Source organism: Marinomonas sp. NPDC078689, from assembly GCF_044542435.1.
GTDB lineage: Bacteria > Pseudomonadota > Gammaproteobacteria > Pseudomonadales > Marinomonadaceae > Marinomonas > Marinomonas arenicola.
Map to the genome: position 1 here is coordinate 431,385 of NZ_JBITUJ010000003.1, position 23,996 is coordinate 455,380.

General features: G+C 46.4%; 20 protein-coding genes, 4 tRNA genes and 3 pseudogenes. 9 read left to right on the forward strand and 18 right to left on the reverse strand.

Annotated features, from left to right (window positions below):
• The 6 genes from ACIGBN_RS08200 to ACIGBN_RS08225 form a co-directional block, all read right to left on the reverse strand.
• Positions 1-696, reverse strand: coding sequence for a F0F1 ATP synthase subunit A (locus ACIGBN_RS08200; protein ID WP_396664740.1), 696 nt, complete (start codon positions 694-696; stop codon positions 1-3).
• Positions 696-1,046, reverse strand: coding sequence for an ATP synthase subunit I (locus tag ACIGBN_RS08205; RefSeq protein WP_396664742.1), 351 nt, complete (start codon positions 1,044-1,046; stop codon positions 696-698). The genes ACIGBN_RS08200 and ACIGBN_RS08205 overlap by 1 nt, the downstream gene beginning before the upstream one ends.
• The gene (locus ACIGBN_RS08210; protein WP_396664744.1) at positions 1,039-1,440 is read right to left on the reverse strand and encodes an AtpZ/AtpI family protein; all 402 of its coding nucleotides are present in this window, start codon (positions 1,438-1,440) and stop codon (positions 1,039-1,041) included. The genes ACIGBN_RS08205 and ACIGBN_RS08210 overlap by 8 nt, the downstream gene beginning before the upstream one ends.
• Positions 1,437-1,853 carry a F0F1 ATP synthase subunit epsilon gene (locus ACIGBN_RS08215; RefSeq protein WP_133003432.1) on the reverse strand — a complete coding sequence of 139 codons (417 nt, stop codon included), beginning with the start codon at positions 1,851-1,853 and terminating at the stop codon, positions 1,437-1,439. Before ACIGBN_RS08215 ends, ACIGBN_RS08210 begins: the two co-directional genes overlap by 4 nt.
• Positions 1,828-3,270, reverse strand: a complete 1,443-nt coding sequence (gene atpD, locus ACIGBN_RS08220; protein WP_396664746.1) for a F0F1 ATP synthase subunit beta — start codon at positions 3,268-3,270, stop codon at positions 1,828-1,830. Before atpD ends, ACIGBN_RS08215 begins: the two co-directional genes overlap by 26 nt.
• 156 nt (positions 3,271-3,426) lie before the next feature.
• The gene (locus tag ACIGBN_RS08225; RefSeq protein WP_396664748.1) at positions 3,427-5,799 is read right to left on the reverse strand and encodes a phosphoketolase; all 2,373 of its coding nucleotides are present in this window, start codon (positions 5,797-5,799) and stop codon (positions 3,427-3,429) included.
• 369 nt (positions 5,800-6,168) lie between these two features.
• Here ACIGBN_RS08225 and ACIGBN_RS08230 point away from each other — a divergent pair, with 369 nt between their 5' ends.
• From ACIGBN_RS08230 to ACIGBN_RS08255, 6 genes are all read left to right on the forward strand, one after another.
• Positions 6,169-7,029 (forward strand): NAD(P)-dependent oxidoreductase, encoded by an 861-nt coding sequence (locus ACIGBN_RS08230; RefSeq protein ID WP_396664750.1) that lies wholly within the window; start codon positions 6,169-6,171, stop codon positions 7,027-7,029.
• Between the two features lie 607 nt (positions 7,030-7,636).
• A complete protein-coding gene (locus ACIGBN_RS08235; RefSeq protein ID WP_396664752.1) occupies positions 7,637-8,692 on the forward strand; it encodes a sugar phosphate isomerase/epimerase family protein in 1,056 nt (351 codons plus the stop codon).
• Between the two features lie 12 nt (positions 8,693-8,704).
• Positions 8,705-9,889, forward strand: coding sequence for a Gfo/Idh/MocA family protein (locus ACIGBN_RS08240; RefSeq protein ID WP_396664753.1), 1,185 nt, complete (start codon positions 8,705-8,707; stop codon positions 9,887-9,889).
• Positions 9,890-9,892: 3 nt separating this feature from the next.
• Entirely contained in the window at positions 9,893-11,392 is a 1,500-nt protein-coding gene (locus ACIGBN_RS08245) for a sugar ABC transporter ATP-binding protein (protein ID WP_396664755.1), read from the forward strand.
• Positions 11,393-11,453: 61 nt separating this feature from the next.
• Positions 11,454-12,428, forward strand: a complete 975-nt coding sequence (locus ACIGBN_RS08250) for an ABC transporter permease (protein WP_396664757.1) — start codon at positions 11,454-11,456, stop codon at positions 12,426-12,428.
• Between the two features lie 104 nt (positions 12,429-12,532).
• On the forward strand, positions 12,533-13,504 hold the full coding sequence (locus ACIGBN_RS08255; RefSeq protein WP_396664759.1) for a substrate-binding domain-containing protein: 972 nt from the start codon (positions 12,533-12,535) through the stop codon (positions 13,502-13,504).
• Positions 13,505-13,676: 172 nt separating this feature from the next.
• Here the strand turns inward: ACIGBN_RS08255 and ACIGBN_RS08260 are convergent, their stop codons facing one another.
• The 5 genes from ACIGBN_RS08260 to ACIGBN_RS08280 all read right to left on the reverse strand — a co-directional run bounded on the left by ACIGBN_RS08260 (position 13,677) and on the right by ACIGBN_RS08280 (position 18,867).
• Positions 13,677-15,182, reverse strand: a complete 1,506-nt coding sequence (locus tag ACIGBN_RS08260) for a tripartite tricarboxylate transporter permease (RefSeq protein WP_396664761.1) — start codon at positions 15,180-15,182, stop codon at positions 13,677-13,679.
• A gap of 2 nt (positions 15,183-15,184) precedes the next feature.
• On the reverse strand, positions 15,185-15,625 hold the full coding sequence (locus ACIGBN_RS08265; RefSeq protein WP_396664763.1) for a tripartite tricarboxylate transporter TctB family protein: 441 nt from the start codon (positions 15,623-15,625) through the stop codon (positions 15,185-15,187).
• Between the two features lie 90 nt (positions 15,626-15,715).
• Complete coding sequence (locus ACIGBN_RS08270) at positions 15,716-16,708, reverse strand: Bug family tripartite tricarboxylate transporter substrate binding protein (RefSeq protein WP_396664764.1); 993 nt, start codon at positions 16,706-16,708, stop codon at positions 15,716-15,718.
• Positions 16,709-16,789: 81 nt separating this feature from the next.
• Positions 16,790-17,668, reverse strand: coding sequence for a citryl-CoA lyase (locus ACIGBN_RS08275; RefSeq protein WP_396664766.1), 879 nt, complete (start codon positions 17,666-17,668; stop codon positions 16,790-16,792).
• Positions 17,665-18,867, reverse strand: coding sequence for a CaiB/BaiF CoA transferase family protein (locus tag ACIGBN_RS08280; protein ID WP_396664768.1), 1,203 nt, complete (start codon positions 18,865-18,867; stop codon positions 17,665-17,667). Before ACIGBN_RS08280 ends, ACIGBN_RS08275 begins: the two co-directional genes overlap by 4 nt.
• A gap of 147 nt (positions 18,868-19,014) precedes the next feature.
• Between ACIGBN_RS08280 and ACIGBN_RS08285 the strand changes: the two genes are divergently transcribed.
• The gene (locus tag ACIGBN_RS08285) at positions 19,015-19,707 is read left to right on the forward strand and encodes an IclR family transcriptional regulator (protein ID WP_396664770.1); all 693 of its coding nucleotides are present in this window, start codon (positions 19,015-19,017) and stop codon (positions 19,705-19,707) included.
• Between the two features lie 440 nt (positions 19,708-20,147).
• Here the strand turns inward: ACIGBN_RS08285 and ACIGBN_RS08290 are convergent.
• The 4 genes from ACIGBN_RS08290 to ACIGBN_RS08305 form a co-directional block, all read right to left on the reverse strand.
• A tRNA-Val gene (locus ACIGBN_RS08290) sits at positions 20,148-20,223 on the reverse strand.
• A gap of 157 nt (positions 20,224-20,380) precedes the next feature.
• A tRNA-Asp gene (locus tag ACIGBN_RS08295) sits at positions 20,381-20,457 on the reverse strand.
• Between the two features lie 52 nt (positions 20,458-20,509).
• Positions 20,510-20,585 (reverse strand) — tRNA-Val (locus ACIGBN_RS08300).
• Between the two features lie 66 nt (positions 20,586-20,651).
• Positions 20,652-20,728 (reverse strand) — tRNA-Asp (locus ACIGBN_RS08305).
• A 267-nt stretch (positions 20,729-20,995) separates the two neighbouring features.
• Between ACIGBN_RS08305 and ACIGBN_RS08310 the strand changes: the two are divergent.
• Positions 20,996-21,231, forward strand: a pseudogene (locus ACIGBN_RS08310) (IS3 family transposase); the annotation flags it as partial.
• Positions 21,232-21,345: 114 nt separating this feature from the next.
• On the opposite strand, the gene ACIGBN_RS08315 reads toward ACIGBN_RS08310, so the two are convergent.
• Positions 21,346-22,230: a LysR family transcriptional regulator gene (locus tag ACIGBN_RS08315; RefSeq protein ID WP_396664771.1), complete on the reverse strand. Its 885-nt coding sequence runs from the start codon at positions 22,228-22,230 to the stop codon at positions 21,346-21,348.
• Between the two features lie 107 nt (positions 22,231-22,337).
• Here ACIGBN_RS08315 and ACIGBN_RS08320 point away from each other — a divergent pair, with 107 nt between their 5' ends.
• Entirely contained in the window at positions 22,338-22,838 is a 501-nt protein-coding gene (locus tag ACIGBN_RS08320; protein ID WP_396664773.1) for a nuclear transport factor 2 family protein, read from the forward strand.
• A 113-nt stretch (positions 22,839-22,951) separates the two neighbouring features.
• Here the strand turns inward: ACIGBN_RS08320 and ACIGBN_RS08325 are convergent.
• A pseudogene (locus ACIGBN_RS08325) lies at positions 22,952-23,251 on the reverse strand (transposase); the annotation flags it as partial.
• A pseudogene (locus ACIGBN_RS08330) lies at positions 23,235-23,699 on the reverse strand (IS3 family transposase); the annotation flags it as partial. The pseudogenes ACIGBN_RS08330 and ACIGBN_RS08325, both read right to left, overlap by 17 nt.
• Positions 23,700-23,996 lie beyond the last annotated feature (297 nt).

Below are 23,996 nucleotides of genomic sequence, written 5' to 3' on the forward strand. Positions count from 1 at the left end.
TTAGGGTTGAGCAATATCGCGTGCTGAAAACTCTTGCGTTCGCGTCGCCGCTGCGATGTACACAGTCGCCAAAATAAAAAAGATATACGCCTGCACTATGCCCGTCAGCAACCCAAGTAAGGTCATCACAATCGGGAATAAAAACGGCGTGATCGTCAGCAAAATCGCCAAGATCATGGCACCACTCATCATGTTGCCAAAGAGCCGTACAGCGAGAGCTAGGGTACGAGACACTTCGCTAATAATATTAAATGGCAACATGATAATGGTCGGTTTGGCGTACGTAGACAGATACCGAGCTAAGCCTTGTTCTTGAATGCCAAACAAGGGCACAGCGACCAGCACACACAATGCTAACGCCGCGGTGGTCGACAGTGAGCCAGTCGGTGGCTCAAAACCGGGTATCATGGTGCCAAGGGCAGACAAGGCAATAAACAGAAACAAGGAACCTAAGAAGCCCAAGTACTTATGCGGCTGACTTAAGCCAACTTCTTCGATCTGCTTATTGATCGTAATGACGATGACTTCTAACAAATTTTGCCAACGAGAACGCTCTAAATTAGACGACAAATGCCGTGTCACCAATAAAGAAATCATCACCAACACCAAGATCACCAACCAAGTAAAGACGATAGTGGCATTCAGTTTTAAAAAGCCCATTTGCCAATACACAATTTGATCTGGACTAAGGTGCATTAGGGTTTCCTCTGCTGGGAAGCGGCTTCTTTAGCGCTCAATGTGGCCGGCGCTAACGCTTGAGTATTCTTCAGCTGAATACAGCGTGTCGCGAATAAACGCATCACAAAAAAGCCAAGTAAACCCAACAATAACTGCCGCCAGTCATGCCCTAAAAACACATAAAAGGTCATCACGACAACGCAGGTTCGCACCAACAGACTCAATAAAAACAAACCAGCGGTATATTGGCTGCGGCCTAGTTGGCGTACTGTCCACCACAGTCCTGCAAAATAAAAAGCCCCCAGCAGCACACCGATGAACAACGAAAACGTACTACTGGCCCATAAGTTACTTCCGAAATCAATCATCCTCGTCTTCCTCGTTTCGATGAATGTTTTTGTCTTCTTTATCAACCCAATGCCATGCATTAAAACAACCAAGACACAGCCCTGCGATCAACAAGGCCAATGTCCATGAGTGTGTGTCTGGGTATCGACCGTCGAGCCACATACCAAGTGCCGCACCGAGTAACGTAGGAATGGCCACGGACCAGCCCACTAACCCCATCATGCCCAACCCCGACCATACTGTTTTGGTGACGTGACGCTGGGCATTGAGTTTGCGTTTCGCAATCTTGCCGACTTGTTGGCTATAACGTTTCTGGTGATCGTCTTGCTGATCGCCGCTTAATGGATCCGCTGACCGTGGCGGATCGCTCTGTGTAGAGGCCGGCTTGATGTCTTTTTCTGGGCCGTTTTTCATAGCGAGTTGGTGTCCTGCTTAAACGCAACCAAGTGCTGGATAAAGTTGTTCTCCATCTTCGCCAACACAGCGCGCAGCTTTTGCTCTTGCTCGTTGAGTTGCATAAACTCTTTTTCCACCGCTTCGCGCAGTTGCTCCAACCCCATTCCTGCCATGGCATTGCGCACTGACACCCGCACCTCCTGTCCGGTTTTTACTAGAACACCCTCGTCCACCGCCACATAAGACTCTTCTGCCCCTTCCGTTTCGAAGACCAATATGCCAGCGGATAACGTCGCCACACAGTCCAAGCGATGTGGCAAAAGGCCAAACGCGCCTTGTGGTGTCATCGCGACAATGCGGCGAACGTTTTGTTCTTCCGCAAACACCTTGTAAGGCAGTAAAATTTTAAGCGTCATGTAGGCTGTTGCCATCTTGACTCTCCTTCACGGCCGCCGCCTTGTTCTTATCGTGCGCTTCGTCAACCGCTCCGATCATATACAGGGCGTTCTCTGAGTACGCTTCAAACTCATCCTTTAAGATCCGCTCACACCCATCCAATGCATCATCAAGACTGACCAACTTGCCTGCCATGCCAGTAAATTGTTCGGTGGTAAAAAAAGGTTGCGTCAAAAAGCGCTCCAATCGACGAGCCCGCCCCACCACTTTATGGTCTTCTGGCGATAGCTGCTCCATACCCAGCATGGCAATGATGTCTTTGAGCTCTGCGTATTGCGCCAACGTACGACGAATATCCTGTGCTAAATCGTAATGGCGTTGGCCAATAACGCTGGGAGTCGCCATTTTTGAACTGGACTGCAAAGGGTCGATCGCGGGATAAAGCCCTTCACTGGCACGCTGACGAGACAATACAATGGACGCAGAAAGATGGGAGAATGTGTGCACGGCAGCCGGGTCGGTAAAATCGTCGGCAGGTACGTAAACCGCTTGAATCGAGGTAATCGCGCCACTTCCAGTGTTCGCTATGCGCTCTTCAAGTTGCGATAACTCTGTGCCCATGGTCGGTTGATACCCCAAGCGCGCAGGCATTTGCCCCATTAACCCAGACACTTCCATGCCCGCTTGAATAAAACGAAAGACATTGTCGATCAACAATAAGACATCACGGTGTTCGTCGTCACGAAAGTACTCCGCCATGGTCAATGCCGCATGACCCACACGAAAACGAGCCCCTGGAGGTTCATTCATTTGCCCAAACATCATCACCATGTTGTCCAAAACACCCGCCGCTTTCATATCTCGATAGAGCTCTTCCCCTTCACGACAGCGCTCACCAATGCCACAAAAAATACTGACCCCCGCATGTTGTCCGACCATGTTGTGGATCATTTCGGTTAACAATACGGTTTTGCCCACCCCAGCGCCGCCAAATAACCCCGCTTTGCCGCCACGTTCAAGTGGCATTAAGACGTCGATGACCTTAATGCCCGTTTCGAACACCTGTGTTTTGGTAGAGCGCTTTTCTAAGCTCGGTGGCTCACTGTGTACCGAGCGCCATTGCACGTCTTTAGGGGCGGCTTGTTTGTCCATCGTGTTACCAAAGACGTCAAACATGCGCGATAAAATCCCGTTACCTACGGGGGTTTGTAAAGGCCCGCCCGTGTCTTTCACCAGCGTGCCACGGGCCAACCCTTGCGTCGGTGTTAAGGCAATGCCTCGCACTCGCTGGGCGTCCAGTTGAGAAAACACTTCGATGTAAATCTGATCGTCCGTGCCGGTGCGTAATAACGAGCGAATTGGCGGTAAATGCTGTTTAAACACTATGTCTACGACACTGCCTCGTATCGCAACCACATTGCCAATATTGTCAGACCTAGCTGCGGATTCCATCGTCTATATCGCTCCTGAAAATAACCGTTACTCGACCAAGCACACTGCACTTTATCGTTAAGTGATAGCGGGGGTTTCATCATAATGACTCGTGCTCACACTCTCTGTGCGCCATCGCACAAAGAGCGCTATTTGAGCAGGCTCACCCTACCCTTCTTACTCTGCGTTATCACAAGACCAGCGCCACTCGCGAATCTCCGGCATGTCTTCTCCGAATTCATTAATATAAAGGCGATGCTCAGCCAGTTTGTCAGTGAGCTCTTGTTTTAACGCTCGTCCCTTTTCGCCGGTTTGAGGCAATCGATCAATCGCGTCCATCACCAAATGAAAACGGTCGATCTTATTTAATACGGTCATATCAAATGCCGTCGTAATCGTGCCTTCTTCCTGATAACCATGAACATGAATGTTGCTATGATTGGTGCGCTGATAAGTCAATTTGTGGATCAACGACGGGTAAGCGTGAAAAGCAAAAATCACCGGTTTGTCTGTGGTAAAGAGCGCATCAAAAGCGTGATCACTAAGACCATGCGGATGCTCAGATTCCGCCTGCAGCTTCATTAAATCGACGACGTTGACCACTTGAATTTTCAGCGTTGGCAACGCCTCTCGTAAAATAGACACGGCCGCCAAGGTTTCTAGCGTTGGCACATCACCACAACACGCCATTACCACATCTACGCTTTGCGTTTGGTCTAGGTTACTGGCCCATGACCAGATACCAATACCCGCTGCACAATGTTCGGCGGCGGCCTCTTTGTCTAACCATTGCGGCGCCGCGTGTTTGCCTGCTATCACCACATTGACGTAATGTCGGCTGCGCAAACAGTGATCCATCACCGACAACAAGCAATTGGCATCGGGCGGTAAATAGACTCGGGCAATGGACGATTTTTTATTCACCACATGATCAATAAAGCCAGGGTCTTGATGGGAAAATCCATTGTGATCTTGGCGCCATACATGGGACGCTAAGAGATAATTTAACGACGCAATTTTGGGGCGCCATGGTAACTGCCCAGCGACTTTTAGCCATTTTGCGTGCTGGTTAAACATCGAATCAATAATGTGTATAAAGGCCTCATAACAATTGAACAAACCATGTCGACCAGTTAATAAATAACCTTCTAACCACCCCTGACACTGGTGCTCACTGAGCATTTCCATCACACGGCCGCGTGGCCCTAGGTGTTCATCATTGCTGTCATTTGCTCCCATCCATTGACGCTGAGTGGTGTCGAATAACGCCACCAAGCCATTAGAAATGGTTTCATCTGGGCCAAAGACTCGAAAATTATCAGGGTTAAGCGCCACCACATCCCGTAGGAAAGGCCCTAGAACATGGGTATCGCCTATGCCCATCACCCCATGATTTGGTACATCACAGGCAAACTTTTTGAAATCTGGCATCGCCAATGGCTTGAGCAAGAGTCCACCGTTAGCATGAGGGTTGGCCCCCATCCGACGGTTACCCTTTGGCGCTAACTCAGCCAACGCGTCTAATAAACGCCCATTTTCATCAAACAATTCTTCAGGCCGATAACTACGCAGCCATTCCTCAAGCAATGGCAAATGCTCTGGGCGCGCAGCAGGGCTCGAAATGGGCACTTGATGAGAATGAAAGGTCCCTTCAATTGGCACGCCATCCACGGTTTTTGGCCCTGTCCAGCCTTTGGGAGATTTCAGCACTATCATTGGCCAACATGGTCGTTCAAACGCCCCTTGTTGAGCGGCCTTCGCCTTAATGTCTTTGATCTCATGAACCGCCTGATCCAGCGCCAGCGCCATGGCTTCATGCATACTTTTTGGGTCACTGCCAGACACAAAAATCGGCTGCCAACCATAGCCTCGCAGCAATTGCTCTAACTCCTCACCACCAATGCGAGCCAGAATGGTCGGATTGGCGATTTTGTAACCATTTAAATGAAGAATCGGCAACACCACACCATCACTCACTGGGTTCAGAAACTTATTCGAATGCCACGCCGTGGCTAAAGGGCCTGTTTCCGCTTCACCGTCTCCTATTACACACGCTGCAATAAGTTCTGGATTGTCGAACACAGCCCCAAATGCGTGACTCAGTGAATACCCCAGTTCGCCCCCTTCGTGAATCGACCCTGGGCACTCTGGCGAAGCATGGCTGGGAATCCCTCCAGGGAAGGAAAATTGCTTAAACAGCTTTTGTAACCCTGCCACGTCTTGGCTGATCTCTGGGTAAATTTCGCTGTAACTGCCTTCCAAATACGTTTGAGACACCACCGCAGGACCGCCATGTCCGGGGCCTGAGATGAAAATCATACTGAGGTCGTATTGCTTAATAATTCGATTAAGGTGCACGTATATGAAGTTTTGGCCGGGCGTGGTGCCCCAATGGCCCAGCAAGATACGCTTAACGTCATCGAGGGCTAAAGGACGAGTTAACAGAGGGTTGTTATGCAGGTAAATCTGACCAACTGATAAATAATTACTGGCTCGCCAATATTTATCCATTAACGCCAGTTGGTGTGATGCTAACGGTACCATTTGCATAACCTATTACTCCCAGCTTGTTGTTCATGATGGATTATGAATATTCACGCAGCTTGATAGCTTGATCTTCGCCTTACTGATGGCATCCGTAGACTGAATGGGTGGATCAGTACTGAATATAAAAGACACCTAGCACTGTATCGCCAAAGAGCACACCCACTCTGTGCGCTAGCACACACTTCTTCCAACAGAACCTTGGCATAGATCAGTGTGCTCTTCTTTAAATCCGCTCTGATGATTTCTAACCTCTCAAAAAAGCACCAAATTGGATTATTAGAATCCTTTCTAAGCGTGTCGATCGACCTAAAAGACGCCGCCATGATAAAGTCTCATGATCATTTTATTAATCATCTAAACAGAGAGAGCATTATGACCAGCATTGGGTTCTTAGGCTTAGGCATCATGGGCAAAGCCATGGCAATTAACCTTATCAAGGCAGGATTTGACGTAACCGTTTGGAACCGTAATCCAGAAAAAGCAACCGAACTCGTTGTCTTAGGCGCCAAGCAAGGCACCAGCCCAAAAAGCGTTGCCGCCCACTGTGACATTACCTTTGCCATGGTTTCCGACCCTGCGGCGGCGTTGGCGATTTGCCAAGGCCCTGACGGTGTCGCGGCCGGCATAGGTGAAGGTCGCGGCTATATTGATATGTCAACGGTGGACGACAGCACATCTCAAATGATTGCCGACGCCATTACCAACGCGGGTGGCCGCTTTTTAGAAGCACCGGTTTCTGGCACTAAAAAACCCGCAGAAGACGGCACTTTAATCATCTTAGCGGCTGGCGATAAAACCCTTTATGACGAGGCGCTTCCTGCGTTTGATGTGATGGGGAAAATGTCGCCTTTTTTAGGCGAAGTTGGTCAAGGTGCGAGCATGAAGCTGGTCGTCAATATGATGATGGGCGGCATGTTAAGCATCTTTAGTGAGGGTATGTCACTTGGTCAAAAAGCTGGGCTAGACGGTGAGAAAATTCTGGAAGTTATTGCCGCTGGCGCCATCGCCAACCCAATGTTTAAAGGCAAAGGAGCCATGCTACTGGCGGAAGACTACACCGTAAGCTTCCCGCTTAAACACATGCAAAAAGACATGCGCCTCGCCGTTGCACTCGGCGATAAGCTAAACCTGTCTCTACCAACGGCCGCTACCGCTAACGAAGCGTTCAAACAGGCTAAAAAAGCAGGCTTTAGCGACGAAGACATTGCTGCCGTGTATAAAACCGTTCAGTAGATAATTAAAACAAAAACATCGCCTTACTCAGACCCTGAGCAAGGCGATTTTTTATTTCTCATGCCGCTCTATTATGATTAAAGCATGATTGTTATCAGAAAGTGTGCATAGGCACTTCCTTTTTATCCCCTTATAAAACCACTTATCGAAAACCAATAAAACAGCCCTTGAACGCATTATCTTTTTTTGTTTTTTGGTAGCGTTTTTTCATAGTTAAATGGTCGGTTTTTCTCTTTTATAGCACCTTGAAAGCACCCTATTTAATGCCATTAAAAGCTAAATTTTCTTTTTCACTTTATTAAACCCCGTCATCCATGAAAATAAAAAACCATCTTTAAAAACTGATAAGCCACTGATTTATTTGTATTTTAGTAAAAGCATATAACAATAGCCCTTGAAAAAGCAGCCATCTACTCACGTCCTTTCACGCTCTAGATTTTATTATTGGCCTTTTAAATCCCTTTTTTCATAGGGCGTCGTTATGATTTTTACGGGCAATATCGGGCGCTGGTAAGCATTGGCAAAATTTTCTTTATGCTATTAAATGTAAATCATTGTAGAAGATATAAAACCAGATCCATAAAAATAAAAAAACGGAGGTGGCTATATGCAAGCTTTAAAAGGTCCTGCTCTCTTTCTTGCGCAGTTTGTCAGCGATGAAGCGCCCTTTAACAGTTTAGAGAATATCGTCGAATGGGCGGCTAAACTCGGTTTTAAAGGTGTTCAGATTCCTACTTGGGATGCGCGGATATTTGATTTGGATCGCGCCGCGACAGATCTAGATTATTGCCAATACATTCAGGAGACGCTCGCCCGTCATGGTGTGGAGGTCACCGAATTATCCACGCACTTACAAGGTCAATTGGTCGCGGTGCATTCCGCTTACGATGAGGTCTTTGATGGCTTTGCGCCAGATCACGTCAAAGGCAATCCTGAGGCTCGCCAAAAATGGGCCGTCGAGCAACTACTTAAATCCGCACACGCGTCTAAAAACCTCGGTCTGAGCAATCATGTTACTTTCTCCGGTGCCCTATTATGGCCTTACCTTTACCCTTGGCCACAACGCCCAGCCGGTCTAGTCGAAGCGGGATTCCAAGAGCTCGCCAACCGCTGGCTGCCTATCCTTGATGAATTTGACCGCTGTGGTGTCAACGTTTGCTATGAGATTCATCCCGGTGAAGATTTACACGATGGCGTAACCTTCGACATGTTTCTCGAGGCCACAAATCAGCACCCCCGTGCCAATATCTTGTTCGACCCTTCTCACTTCGTATTACAACAGCTCGATTATTTGCAGTTCATCGATATTTACCATGAGCGTATCAAGATGTTCCATGTAAAAGACGCTGAATTTAACCCCACAGGACGACAAGGGGTCTACGGCGGCTACCAAAATTGGATTGACCGTGCTGGGCGTTTTCGCTCCTTAGGTGATGGGCAAGTCGACTTTAAAAGCATTTTCTCCAAGCTCACCCAATACGATTTTGGTGGCTGGGCTGTCATTGAATGGGAATGCTGCATGAAACACCCTGAAGCGGGTGCGCAAGAAGGCGTGAAATTTGTCAACGATCACTTAATTCAAGTGACCGAGCGGGCCTTTGATGACTTTGCCAGCAGCGGCATAGACGACGCAGCTAACCGTCGTATTCTTGGCTTGAAGTAGGAGGCAGATAAAATGGAACATAAACGTATTCGCATCGGTATGGTTGGCGGTGGTGATGGCGCTTTTATTGGCGCGGTTCATCGTATTGCGACTCGAATAGACGATGGTTTTGAACTGGTGGCAGGTGCCCTTTCTTCTGACCCTGACAGAGCGTTGGCGTCGGCACTGCGTATCGGTATCAGTAAAGCGCGCTCTTATTCTTCATTTACAACCATGGCGGAACAAGAAAAACAGCGAGAAGATGGCATTCAAGCCGTCATTATTGTCACGCCAAATCACATGCACTATCCAGTCGCCAAGGCATTTTTAGAGCAAGGTATTCATGTTATCTGTGACAAACCGGTGACAAAAGACTTAGACGAAGCCTTAGCGTTAAAAGCACTTGTCATGCAGTCTGGTGCATTTTTTGCTCTGACTCATAATTACACAGGCTACCCCTTGGTGAGACACGCCAAACACTTGGTAGATACCGGTGTATTAGGTGATTTGCGTGTTATTCAAGTGGAATACGCCCAAGATTGGCTAACAGAAAACGCCGAAAACACCGACAACAAACAGGCAAAATGGCGCACAGATCCGGAGAAATCCGGCTTAGCAGGCTGTTTAGGAGACATAGGAACACACGCGTTCAATTTGGCTTGTTTCATTTCTGGACAAAAAGTAAAACAAGTCTCTGCGGATTTAACCGCCTTTGTCAGTGGTCGTCGAGTGGACGATAACGTGCATACTATGCTGCGTTTTGATGGTGGCGCCAAAGGCATGCTGTGGTCTAGCCAAGTAGCGCCAGGCAACGAAAATGGCCTGAGAATTCGCCTTTATGGAGACAAGGCGGGGCTTGAGTGGGCGCAGGAATCGCCGAACGAGTTGTGGCTTTCTGTACTCGGCGAACCCAGCCAAAGAATTACCCGCGCAGGTCCTGGTGCGGGGGCAGAAGCCAATCGTCTTTCTCGCATACCGGCTGGGCACCCTGAAGGCTATTTGGAAGGGTTTGCAAACCTATATGTAGACATCGCCGCTGCGATTCACGCTATTGACGCAGGCGCGGATGTGCAATCCGTTCAAGGTTTTATTCCGAGCATTAATGATGGTGTGGAAGGCATGAAATTCATCAGCGCTGTACTTGCCTCCTCGGCTCATAACAGTGCATGGCGCCCTCTTGCAGCCAGCGTTTCTACTGATTCGTCTTTAGGAGACTGAACCATGACGCCACCCATTATGCAGGTCTGTGACATTGTCAAAGAGTTCTCAGGAGTGCGTGTGCTGCACAACATCAGCTTGGACATTTATGCTGGTGAGGTACTTGGTGTACTAGGGGAGAACGGCGCGGGGAAATCGACCTTATTGAAAATCATTAGTGGTATTTATCCGCTCACAGCGGGCCAGATTAAGATCGATGGAAATACGGTAGAGATACGCTCAACCTCCGATGCAAAGCGTTTGGGCATCGCGATGATTCCACAAGAATTTAATCTGATCAGCACTCTTAACGTGTTTGAAAATATTTTTCTCGGCAATGAAATTAAAAAAGGACTACTGCTAAATAAACCCCTGATGCGCGATAAAGCCCATGCCTTGCTAACGGAATTGACCACAGACCTTAGCCCAGATGCTTTGGTGGAGCATCTTAGCGTGGCAGAAAAACAGATGGTGGAGATCGCCAAGGCGCTGGTGAACGATTCGCGTATTCTGATCATGGATGAACCAACCACGGTGTTGACCGACCATGAAGTAGAGATCTTTTTTGCGCTGGTCAACACTCTCAAACAGCGCGGCGTCACTATTATTTTTATCTCTCACAAGCTCAAAGAAGTAAAATTACTGTGTGATCGCTTAGCCATTCTGCGCGATGGACACTTAGTTAGCCTAGACGATGTATCGCAGATAAATGAAAAAGACATGGCCAGAAAAATGGTGGGCCGTGAGCTGAATCAAATTTACCCAGCTCGCAGTGAACCGAGTGATGAAGTGGTGCTTAAAGTGAGCCATTTAGCCATTAAAGGCGTGTTAAACGACATCAACTTTGAGCTTAAAAAAGGCGAAGTATTAGGCTTTGCTGGCTTGATTGGCGCAGGTCGAACGGAAACCGCCGAAGCCGTCATGGGGCTGCGTAAAAAGGACGCGGGGGAGATTGAAATAAACGGTCGGACAGCCGCTATCCACTCTATTCGGGATGCGGTGTCTTACCATTTGGCCTACTTGTCTGAAGATAGACAAGGCAAGGGGCTGATCATGAACTTTGATATTCCAAAGAACATCACTCTAATTTCCTTGGCCGCTTATGTTAGAGGGCTGATTCAACAGAAAAAAGAAAACGCAGTCGCTCAAGAGTACGTCAAACGCTTTGATATCAAAGCGGCGTCTTTGCACACCAACCTGATTAATCTTAGCGGCGGTAATCAGCAAAAAGTGTATTTGTCTAAATGGATGGACACCCACCCGAACATTCTCATTCTCGATGAGCCAACCCGTGGCATCGACGTAAACACCAAAAAGGAAATCTACCATTTCATTCACTCTTTAACAGAACAAGGCGTGTCCGTTATTGTGATTTCCTCTGAGCTAGAAGAAGTCATTGGTTTGTCTCATCGGGTCATAGTGATGCGTTCTGGTGAGATTATGGGTGAGCTTACGGGCGATGCGATTAATGAAAAAGAAATCATGTATTACGCCGCAGGATTAAAAACAATGAAGCAAGCCTAGCGGCTAGCGTTCAAATCAAATAACCACGACACATAACAATAAAAAGAAACAAGGATTCACTATGGCAAAGCTCGAACCCGCTCCTATGATGACCCGCTTAAAACGACTTAACATTGCTGCGTATGCACCCTTGATTGCGTTACTTTTGTTGATTCTTTTTTCGTCTATTGCGAGCGAAAGCTTCTTGATGCCGCGCAATATTACCAATGTGCTAAGACAAGTGTCCTACACCGGAATCATAGCGCTCGGAATGACTTTTGTGATCATAGCTGGCGGTATCGATTTATCGGTTGGCTCTATGGTCGCCGTCGTCGGAGTGCTCACCATTATGATCATCAATGGCGCGGGAGACGGTTGGTGGGCGGTTGCTATGGCGATCTCTTCGGCGATTGCCTTGGGTGGCGTTTTTGGCGCGCTGAATGGGCTGGTGATTACCCGCGGTAAAGTGGCTTCTTTTATTGCGACTCTTGCCACCATGTCTATTTTCCGCTCGATGGCACTGTACATCAGCGATGCGGGTGAAATGGTCTCGACAAACGCGCACTTTTCAGACATTGGCGGCGGCTATTTATGGGGCACCCCCTATCCTGTTTGGGTGTTTCTTCTATTGGCCATTATTTATCATATTTTGTTAAAACACAGCGCCTTTGGTCGTCATGTTTGTGCCGTCGGCTCCAATGCAAAAGTCGCGTCTTATTCGGCCATCAAAGTTCGCTGGGTCTATTTTATGACTTTTGTTATTGCTGGCGCGTCTGTGGGTATTTCTGCTGTTTTATTGGCCTCTCGGCTAAATTCCATCAGCCCTAGTGATGCGGGCATTTTTTATGAATTGGATGCGATTGCTGCGGTCGTCATTGGCGGCACGGCTTTGTCCGGGGGAAAAGGCACCATTTGGGGAACCGTCATCGGGGTTATCATTTTAGGCATCATTAATAACATGCTGAATTTAATGGGGATTTCGCCTTACTTACAAGGCATGGTGAAGGGGCTCGTCATCTTGATAGCGGTCTTAGTGCAGTTTAAAGGCGATCGCTAAAGTGCGATTACCGCAACGAGTATTCGCCATAAAAAGAAGGAAATGATGCGAGTAAAACCTTTCGTTCTACTCGTTAAACATTAATATCACTGGAGAGAGTATTCATGAAATATAAAAATAACATCATGAGAACGGTCGTCGCGTTTATGCTGATTTTCACCTTTGTTGGTACAAGCTATGCGGCAAAATATAAAATAGGAGTCAGCGTGCCATCCGCCGATCATGGTTGGACAGCAGGGTTACTTTGGTGGGCCAATAAAGCCGCCGCCGACTTCAAAATGAAAGAAAAAGACATCGACTTCTACGTGGTAGCGTCCAGCTCTGGCTCAAAGCAAGTTGGCGACGTGGAGGATCTCATGGTCAAAGGCATCGATGCGCTGGTTATCTTGCCGAGTAACCCGGCCACGCTACAAAAAGTGATCGAAGAAGCCTATGGCGAGGGCATCTATACTGTGGTTGTTGACCGCGAACTGGCTCATCCCGCACAGAATATTTTCATTGCCGGAGATAATTCAGGACTCGGTCGTGTTGGTGCTCAATGGCTCGCTAAAGAAATGTCTGGCAAAGGCAACATTGTCTCCATTGAAGGTCTGCAAATTCCCATCAACAAGCAACGTGTGGATGCGTTCAACGAAGTAATGGCCGATTATCCAAACATCAAAATCCTCGACTCTCAACCCGGTGATTGGTCTACGCAAAAAGCCTTAGCTGTGATGGAAAACTTCCTACAGAAGTACCCTAAAATTGATGCGGTATGGTGCCAAGACGATGACATGCTAAAAGGGGTATTAAAAGCCATTGAAGAATCAGGTCGTACTGACATTAAAACCGTATTGGGCGGCGCTGGCTCCAAAGACATCATTAAAATGATCAAGTCGGACAGCAATAAAATGGTTCGCGCTACGGTGACCTACCCACCTTCCATGATAGCGTCAGGCATTGCATTGGCCGTTCATGGCGTCAAACATGAAAAACTGGGTGATCTCTATAATGAACCATCGCGTATTATTTTAGGAGCCCAATTGGTCACTGACGAGAATGCCGCTGAGTTTTACTTCGAAGATTCACCTTACTAATCATCAGGCCTGCCACGGATTACTCCGTCATTAAAGTGCTTAGAAAATAGTGTTTAGATAAAAGTGCTCAGGGAAAAAAGAGCAGGATCAAAGAGTTCAATGTTAAAAAGGCATTAGCGCTTAAGCCCTAATGCCTTTTTTATTACCCTACTTTACCTTTAGACAGCAAAAGTTAAGCCTTCGATTTTGACATTCTAGAGCGAATGATCGGCCCGATCACAATAGGTAGCAGCAAGCCTAAAATAGACACCACCCATAAACCAATACTCAAACCACTGTTTAGTAGAGACATCCAGTCACCATCCGATAAAACCAATGCGTGACGTAGATTTTTCTCCATCTCAGGCCCAAGCAACATACCCAAAATAACTGGCACCAGTGGGATATCTACCTTACGCAGAACATAACCCATTACGCCAAAGCCCACCATAAAGTACAAATCAATGGCGCTGTGGCTGACCGCATAAATACCAACAGAAGCGATCAAGATAACCACCGGCATGAGGTATTTAGGCGGAATACTCAACAGCTTCACGAATATTCCTATCATAGGAATATTCAACAACAAGAGCACTAGGTTACCAACGAACATAGCGGCAATCACCCCCCACACCAAGTCAGCATTTTGCTGGAACAGCATAGGGCCTGGGGAAATATTGAGAGAGATTAACATGGCCAGTAACACCGCCGTGGTGCCACTACCAGGTACACCAAGCGTCAACATAGGCACCAAGGCACCTGATGCAGCACCGTTGTTTCCTGACTCTGGCGCAGCGACACCTCTCGGGTCTCCTTTACCAAATTCGCCCTTATCAGACAATTTTTTCTCTAACGAATAGCTAATAAATGAGCCCAAAGAAGCCCCAGCGCCTGGTAAAACACCGGCGATAAAGCCTAAAATCCCACCGCGAATAGACGCTGGCAACACGGCAATAATGTCGCTCGCTTTGAGCTTTAATTTATTCAGTGCGACTTGCTTCATGCCGTCGCCCGCGTGACGCTCTAAAAAGAAGAACAACTCACTGATAGCAAACAACCCTACAATGGCGATAATAAAATCGACCCCTTCATAGAGTTCTAACATATTAAAAGTAAAACGCTGAACACCCGTTGATAAATCAATGCCGACGGTCGCAATCATCAAGCCAATGGCCGCGGCCATAATGGTTTTAAATTGATTTTTACCCGTCACGCCACCGAGGGTCGCAAACGCCAAGACAAACAAAGCAAAATATTCTGAGGGACCGAACCTTAAGGCAAATTTCGCTAAAATAGGCGCCAAAATAACCAAACCTATGGTGGCAATCAAACTGCCGATAAAAGACGCCACAGCAGAAATGGCCAGTGCCTCAGCCGCCTTGCCTTTTAGTGCCATCGGATAACCGTCTAAACAGGTCATCATGGCCGGCTCATCACCCGGAATGTTCAGCAAAATAGAAGAAATACGGCCGCCGTACATAGCGCCAGCGTAAACCGATGTAAGTAAGATCAACGAGGACGTTGGCGATAAACCTAGGCTAAAAGCCAGTGGAATTAATATCGCCACACCATTTGATGGCCCTAAGCCAGGCAGCGCACCAATTAGCGTTCCCAAGATGGAACCGATAATGGCATACATCAGGCTTTCTGGCGTTAGCGCCACGGCGAAGCCTTGCATTAATAAGCTCATTGTTTCCATGGTTACAGCTCCAAAATACCAAGAGGTAATGCCAGTTCTAAGACATAATTAAACAATAAGAAGATGACTACCGAGCTAATCACCCCCGTCATCAGACTGTTTTTAAGGCTTGCTCCCATGCGCCAGCTAATAAAGCTCACCATAAGAATCGCAGAAGGAATAAATCCGACTTCATCAATCGCCCAAGCAAACGCTAATAAGGCAACGGCGACACTGGCTAGCTGCAATAACATAGCCCCCGGTGCCCATTTCTCATCAGGATCTGGCTTCACCATTAGGTAAATGGCGCTAATCGATAAAAAGATAGCAAGCACGATGGGAAAGGTTTCTGGCCCGACGCTTTCGCTGCCACCAAAAGGAATAGGAAACTGAGTCGCTTGCCAGCCATAGGCAACTGCCAAGACCAGCATGAATATGCCGAACACACGGTCATTAATACGCATGCATCTGCTCCGAATAAGTTAAATCATGAAAAATAGAAATATAAATAGAAAGGTAAGGGAGAGCGGAAGGCTCTCCCTTAAATCGATTGCTTATCGAATAAGACCAATTTCTTTAGACAGTAGCTCGATCTCAAGCGTTTGATCGGCCACAAATTGAGTCAGATCTTTACCAGATTTATGGAATGGCATCAGACCATTTTTGGTCATCACGTCTTTCCATTCTTGCGTTTTATACAGCTCATTCATGGTGTTCACCCACCAATCATAAGACTCTGTGCTGGCCTTACCCGGTGCATAAAAACCACGCCAGTTTGGCGCAATGGAACTCACACCTTGCTCTAAAGCCGTTGGGATTGTATTGAACGGAGCGGGTAAACGTTCTTCTGACAAGACCGCTAACACACGAATATCACCAGATTCCATAAAGCCTTTGATTTCGGAAACATCACCGGTGAAAGCATCTATGTGCTCGCCAACGACTTGCACTAACGCTTCGCCACCGCCACTAAAAGCAAGGTAACGGATTTTCGGTAAATCAGTGACGTTATCAGCCTTAGCGGTCAATAACACTTTCAAATGATCCCAGCCGCCAGACGCACTGCCACCACCAAATTTAACCGACGTAGGGTCTTTTTTAAGCGCGTCTAACATTTCATTTAAGGTTTTGTATTTAGAATTGTTAGAAACGGCGATCACACCATAATCGGCCCCTAATGTGCCAACCCATCTCACTTGATCCGCGTTTAAACCAGGAAACTGGTCTTGGGCGAGACGTGTTGTTGTCGCGGTACTTGCTGCCACAATAAGGTTCTCATCGGTGGCACGTTTACTAACAGTATGGGCAAAAGCCACACCGCCGCTTGCACCGCTCATATTGACAGTTTGTACATTACCTTTGATGTAGTTTTGATCTACCAACACCTTGCCAACACTGCGACAAGTAAAGTCCCAACCACCACCTGGGTTCGCGGGTGCAATGCATTTCGCACTACGAGCTGGCTCAAAAGCTTGCACTTGGCCTGCAATGGTTAACGCGATAGCGCCTGAGATGAGTGCGGATTTTATCGACATTTTATTACGCATTAGGATCACCTATTTTTTGTTTTTGTTGTACTTTGATATCAAAATTCTATTGTGAGTAAGCCGCCTTCCGGTTGCTAACACTTACTCTTTAGTGCTCGCCATCGACTCATTCACGGCGTCATTGCGCTGATATGAGCGTGGCTCTTTCCCTGTATACGTCCATAAGAGATTGCGCGGGATCGGGCCTTTATTACGACCCCCTTGACAGGTTTGCTCCCAAGCGTGTGCCAAAATGCCCACTGACCTAGACAGACAAAACAAGCCTCTCGCCAACTCCGCTGGCATGCCCAACTCCGCATAAATAATGGCGGTGGCGCCATCAATATTCATCGGAATTTTCTTCCCTTTACGCTGTTCCATCACCTGTTCAATAGACTCAGCAATGTCAGCATAACGCCCAGAGATGTCTGCGCCATTCGCGTACTTTCTCACCAACTCAAGTAACGCAGGCGCTCTTGGGTCTACTGGGTGAAAACGATGGCCAAAACCGGGGATATACTTGCCATTCTCTTCGATATAAGCATCCAGCACTTCTTCAGTGGCTGTTTTTAGCGACGCATTTTCGCTGTCCATGAGGTGTGCTATTTCTTGATAAATAGCCACGGCTTGCTCTCCTGCACCACCATGCACATCGCCCAGAACATTGACCGCAGAAGCCATTGCATTGTTTAACCCAACACCGCAAGTGGCTGCCATTCTCGCAATGGCAATACTTGGTGCCTGCGGGCCGTGGTCTACCGCTGACATTAACGCCGCATCTAATAACAAGCCTTGATCATGGGTCGGCAACTCGCCGCGTACCATCAGCCAAATCATTTCAGAAAAGGATAAATTGCCGATCAACTCTTGAATCGGATAACCGTGGTAACGAATCTCGCCGGGGGTCATATCAATAATGTCGGTCTGCCACCAATCCGCGACGTCTTTACCTATGCCCTCTGTGGGTCTATGAATAGTCATATACAACCTTCCTTCTGCATGTCAGCAATGTCTGTTTCTACGTAGCCAAGTTCGTTCAAAATATCCGTGGTGTGCTCGCCTAATAGTGGCGGTCTGAATGAGGCTCCTGGACGGCTGTTATTGACTTTGAAGCCAGTCTTAACCACCTTAATATCCCGCTCAATATCAGGCACATTGCAAAATTCCATTTCCAAATCGCGAAATTTGATTTGTTCTAGTTCCAAGGCTTCTGGCACGGTCAACACTCGACCAGCAGGGACGCCAACGGAATTTAGCTTTGCTTCCCAGTACACCGCTGAATGGTGAGAAAAAGCCTGCTCAATCACATCTGTCAGCTGTTGGCGATTCTGCAATCGCTTCTCACGCAGCGTAAAGTCAGGATTTTCGATCAAGTCAGGGCGTTCGATGGCATGACAGATTGCTTCAAATTGCTCCTGCTTATTGGCGGCTAAATTGATCAGCCCCTGTTTTGTCTTAAAGGTGCCTGAAGGACTGGCGGTGAAGTTGTTGTTCCCCATTGGCACGGGTTCTTGACCACCGATCAAATAATTCGAAACCACCCAGCCCATGGTGACCATGGTCGATTCGAGTAGTGACACATCAATATTACAGCCGGCACCAGACGAGGCACGGCCCGCTAACGCAGAAGAAATGGCAAACGCAGCAGTCATTCCGCCAATGGTGTCGCAAATAGGATAACCCACTCGATAAGGGGCGTTTTCTGGCGTTCCTGTAATGCTCATCACACCAGATAGACCTTGAATAATTTGGTCATAGGCAGGTTGTTTGACCATAGGACCATCGGCACCAAAGCCAGATATAGCGCAATAAACAAGCTTGGGGTTCACCTCTTTAAGCACCTCGTATCCAAGGCCTAAACGGTCCATCACTCCCGGTCTGAAGTTCTCCACTAATACATCCGCCGTGGCGACTAGCTTAAGCAACACAGCTTTGCCTTTGGCAGACTTTAAATTTAGGGATATCGAACGTTTACCACTGTTTTGCGCCAAAAAAGAGATGCCCATTTTTTTGTCATTCAAGGCTTGATCCGCGCCTAATTGACGAGCTAAATCCCCTGAATTCGGCACTTCTACCTTGATCACATCTGCCCCCATGTGCGCCATTTGCTGACAACAAAAAGGACCGGCTAAAACATTCGTTAAATCGAGAACACGTATATCTGAAAGGGAGTTATGCATTTTTCATCACCAAATCTTATTATTATTGATCAGAATGTAATTCTTCACAGTAGAACATGGTTCCACTATAAAGAACGCGAAAATATTTTGCAAGCATTAGTCTTGTGATAAAATCAGCGCAACAAACAAAAGAAGTGACAAGGAATCATGGCGCAAGATAGAGTCGAAGCAGTTGAACGAGCACTCGATGTGCTGAATTCTTTTACCAATAAGAACAGCATCCTCTCTTTAAAGGATATTTCGGAAAGCACCGGTTTCTACAAGAGCACCATTTTACGCTTAATCGGATCACTGGAAGCCTATGGCTATATATTGCGACAGCAGGATGGTCGTTATCGCTTAGGCCCTTCTCTGTGGCGATTAGGCTCGATTTATCAGAATAGTTTTGACAGCGAGGTGGTTATTCGCCCACAGCTGCAATCTGTTCGAGATCAAATTAATCAGACTGCCGCCTTTTACATAAAAAGCGGCAACCAGCGCATTTGCTTATATCGAGAAAATGCCATTGGCGAGTTATTTCATATGCTGAGCGAAGGGGCTGAACTGCCTTTAGACAAAGGCGCTGCGGGGATGGTTTTAACAGCCTTCAGCGGGGCGGACGGCGAAACGATGGAACGCACCCGTCAACAAGGCTGGTACCTTTCTCAAGGGGAAAGAAACCCAGATCTGGCGGCTTTGGCTGTGCCGGTTATTACCGAGAATGGAGAGCTAAAAGGTGTGCTTAGCGTGTCTGGATTGATCTTCAAATTTACCGAAGAGAAGGTAGATGAATACCTCCCTATTCTGAAACAAACCGCAACACAGCTCAGTAAAGAACTGGCCAACTGCCCCTTGATGTGATTAAAACAAGCTACTTCCTAGAAAGCTATTTAACAGGGGACCTCACCAAAAAATAACACCGCTATAACAAAGCCTGACAGTCAGAAAAAGTGAGCAAAGGAAGCCATTGTATTTTTCAACGAGTAAACCGTGCTCTTACCGTGACATTAGCTAAGCGTTAGGTGTTGATGTAACGACAATAAGAACAAGGCACGACTAAGCATCAACTCATCCAAATAAGCTTGAAGTTATGCAGATAAAGAAAAATACAATTTAGATACATTAAGATAGATTGGCTACAGATGTGGTTAATAATTAGCCATATGGAAATTTTTAAAAATATTAGTGAACAAGGATTTTTTTATGGAATATCAGGAAAGATAAGATTTATAAAGTTATAAAAATAGAAATTACGAGAAGCTATATAAACGAGGAAATTGAAAGACGAAACGAAGAATAAATGGTGGGTGTGGAGAGGTTCGAACTCCCGACATTCGCCTTGTAAGGGCGACGCTCTCCCAACTGAGCTACACACCCGCTTTACTTAAAAAGTAAAGTGGTTTTACATCGTCGTAGATGTGGAGTTCTGAACTCCCAGTGTTTTGCACCTTGCTAGGAAATGAATCTCCCAACTGAGCTACACCCCCATCATAATGATGGTATTTCTTTACCAACTTACCCTATCAAAAGTAATTGGCGGAATGGACGGGACTCGAACCCGCGACCCCCTGCGTGACAGGCAGGTATTCTAACCAACTGAACTACCACTCCAACACAATCTAAAACTCTTGCTTATCTTTCAATAAGCCCACTGTTTAGTAAGTGGTGGGTGTGGAGAGGTTCGAACTCCCGACATTCGCCTTGTAAGGGCGACGCTCTCCCAACTGAGCTACACACCCGACTTTAGATAAAGTAAATATCTAATAACGCTTTGCCAAATTCACTCCCTTAAGAAAAGAAGTAATTGGCGGAATGGACGGGACTCGAACCCGCGACCCCCTGCGTGACAGGCAGGTATTCTAACCAACTGAACTACCACTCCAGTTTCAACGAATACAATCTGAATTTTAAGCAATCTATAACTAGAAGCGAAAATTTCATTCTGCCCTCGATGACAACGACGCGAATTATAAGTGAAATTCTTATTAAATCAACACTTTAATTTAAAAAAACAATATTAATTCTGTTTCCAGCATTTCAGCCACACCACCCTACTCTTTAGCGCGCTCCCCCTTAACCAGAAACCCAACCCGATGCCATAAGCAACACGTCAAAAGCAGGGCTGACACCATAATGATTCGTCTTGCTCTCAGAGTCACTGTTTAGAACGATAAGGTATCATCCACGTTGGCCGTGGAAGGTTTTAGATCATTAGAGGAATCACGCATATCGGTAAATGAATTTGTTTATCGCTGCAACCATGCACATCGCCATAGCGGGATTAAGTTTATGACACCAAACCAGAGACAGTATGGTCTTGATGTTGGGATACTGGCGAAGCGAGAAATGTGGTATCAGACAAAAAGAAGTGAGTATCCAGAGCGACGCAAATACGCTTTTCAAGCCTAGCGAATCTTCCTACGCCAGCTATGACACCTCTCCAGTATGACCCCACTTACCTGTTTAGGCACTGAATTAGAAAGCGAATGCTCAAACGTACTATTTAACAAAACCAGAAAGCCGATTTAAATCCCCTCTTATTGCTTCTTTCATAAAGTCTAAAAACACTTTTACCCGAGCGGAGCTTTGCAAATCTTTGTGGGTCATTATCCAAAGGTCTATGCTTTGGTGCTGTATATCTATATCGACTTTTTGTAGCGATCTAGAGTCATCTCCAACAAAACAAGGCAGGTAAGCCAACCCCATTTTATTTTCAGCAGCCATGACCAAAGGTTCAAAAGAGTCGGCTTTCATTAGTATTTTTTCTTGTGAAATTAAATTTGAAATCTGCAAAGAAGCACTGCCTTGAAACATTACTAACCACGCTGCAGACTCAATCGGATGTTTGCCCTGCAAACTATTGATATAGTCAGGTGCCCCATATACCCCAAACGTTATTTTACATAACTTACTACCAACTAAGGTTTCTGGCAGCTCACTAGCAGGACGAATGGCAACATCTGCATCTAAATGCGAAATATCTAAGCGACGAGAAGTCAGGCTTAGCTCCAACTGAATCTTTGGGTAGAGTTGATGAAAAGCGGCTAGATGCGTGCTCAAGACTAAACGCGACAAAGCGTCTGTCGTGGTCAATCTTAGCGTCCCTTCTAGCTTCATTTCTTGACCAAAGATTTTATGCTCTAGAGCTTTCACGGTGGATTCCACCACCAAAGCTGACTCTAATAATTGTTGCCCTTCAACCGTTAATTTATAACCCGCAGAGAGTTTATGAAAAACGCGTATTTTATGGCGATACTCAAACGCCTCAAGACGCCGCAATACAGTACTGTGATTGACACCAAGTGCTCTCGCTGCGGCAGATAACGAGCCTTCATTCGCTACCGCTAGAACATATTGCAGATCGCTCCATCGCAAGCTGTGCATTTTTGCATACCATATGTGTTTAATTAGGGAATATACAAAAAAATAGCACAGGCATAATATTCATATCAACACATTAAAAATGTAAAACTGACAATCAGGAGAAAAAGATGTTTAAGAAGAATTTACTAATTGGTCTAGCGACACTATTGGCATTTTTCCAACTAACACCAGCTTTCGCAGATAACGCCAAACCAGTTGACTCGGCTAAAACGCTAGAAACAGCTCAAGCATTCCTATGGGCAGCAGGCTCTGGCGATATGAAAAAACTTCAATCATTAATGGCTGACGATTTTGTCTGGCACAATGAAGGTGACTCTAGCATTCCGTGGATTGGCAATTGGAAATCTAAAGACACTGTGCTTAACGTTTTTCTGCCTCGCTTCGGTGCAGGCCTAAAGGTCACTAGCTGGTCGACAGATTACAGTTTTGCAAGTGGTGACCAAGCAGTATTTATGGGTACGATGAGTGCAATTGCTAACAAATCGGGCGTAGATACTGGAAAGTTCAGCTGGGCGGTACGAGTTCATGTTGAAAACGGCAAGGTAAAAAGCTGGAACTGGTTCGAAGACAGCTACGCAGTTTCTAAGGCTTACCACGCCAAAAAATAATGGCTAGCCATCTGCCAAATTTGAAAAGCTCGATAGATTATTAGAATCTATCGAGCTTTTTAGTTTAAACGGACGTAACAGACCCCCTCACACCCTTAACCCCAAGCTTGCACAAAATCAAAGATGATAGTGTGATCAGAAATCGGTTTATCTAACGATAAGTCAGCAAATAAGCGCATGGACATGATCTCATACAAGGCATCTTCCATCGATGGATCACTCATGTTGTACCAATGTTGCATGCAGTCAATGCGGAACATGGTTGATAGCAAATAAGGTCTTTTGCCATTCCCTGGTTTAGGATAAAACAGCCCAATAGCCGCTTCTAGTTGACCCCAAGACATCAACTCATTCATGCGAGAAAGGAAAGTTTTCCTTATGTGTTTGAACTCACTGTCGCCGCTCTTGTTGATATACTGCTTGCCTACTAATGCCAAGAAGCTGACAAAAACGACTTAAACTGATTTTTTCTTCAGCTTGAAGGCGCCTTGCTCCTTGGCTATATACTTTTCTGAGATTCATTCCGTGCTCAGTATCGAGAATATCAACCACCGTATTGAGTAAACGATTTCTCAATTGCTCATTTTCAAGCTCTCGCTCGAGTCTTTTGATAGTTTGGGCTGGTGTCTCTTTTGCCTTCGGTTATTTGGACATGGGTAACCTCATTGTAGTGGACCAATCCATTTTGTCGTGTTTTCGAAGCCACGTCAGCACCGTAGATCGACCTTGGATGCCATAGATTTTTTGAGCTTGCTTACAAGTCATGTCGCCTTTTTCGACGACCATCACCACCTGCATTTTAAAGCCCATTGTATAATCACGTTGTGTACGCTTACGCTTGATATTACTTGATGTCCCCATAATAGGTCTCCTAGGTGTAAACCTATTTCAGGACGGGACAATGTACGCGTCGGCTAAATCCCACTTGGTAATCTCTGTCAAACACTACACTTTTACCTTCGGTCAACTGCTGATAATTCATGTAGGTACTGCTTTGTTCTGTGGTAAGAAGAATCATACCAACTTCAGCAGTTGGCTTCTTCTACACCTGATTAGCAGTGTCGCACTTATTATCTGAATTTAAGGATAAGAAAGTTAGAGAGGCTATAAAAAATAATATAAAATACTTCCTACCATGAAGTCTATTAAAAAGCATAT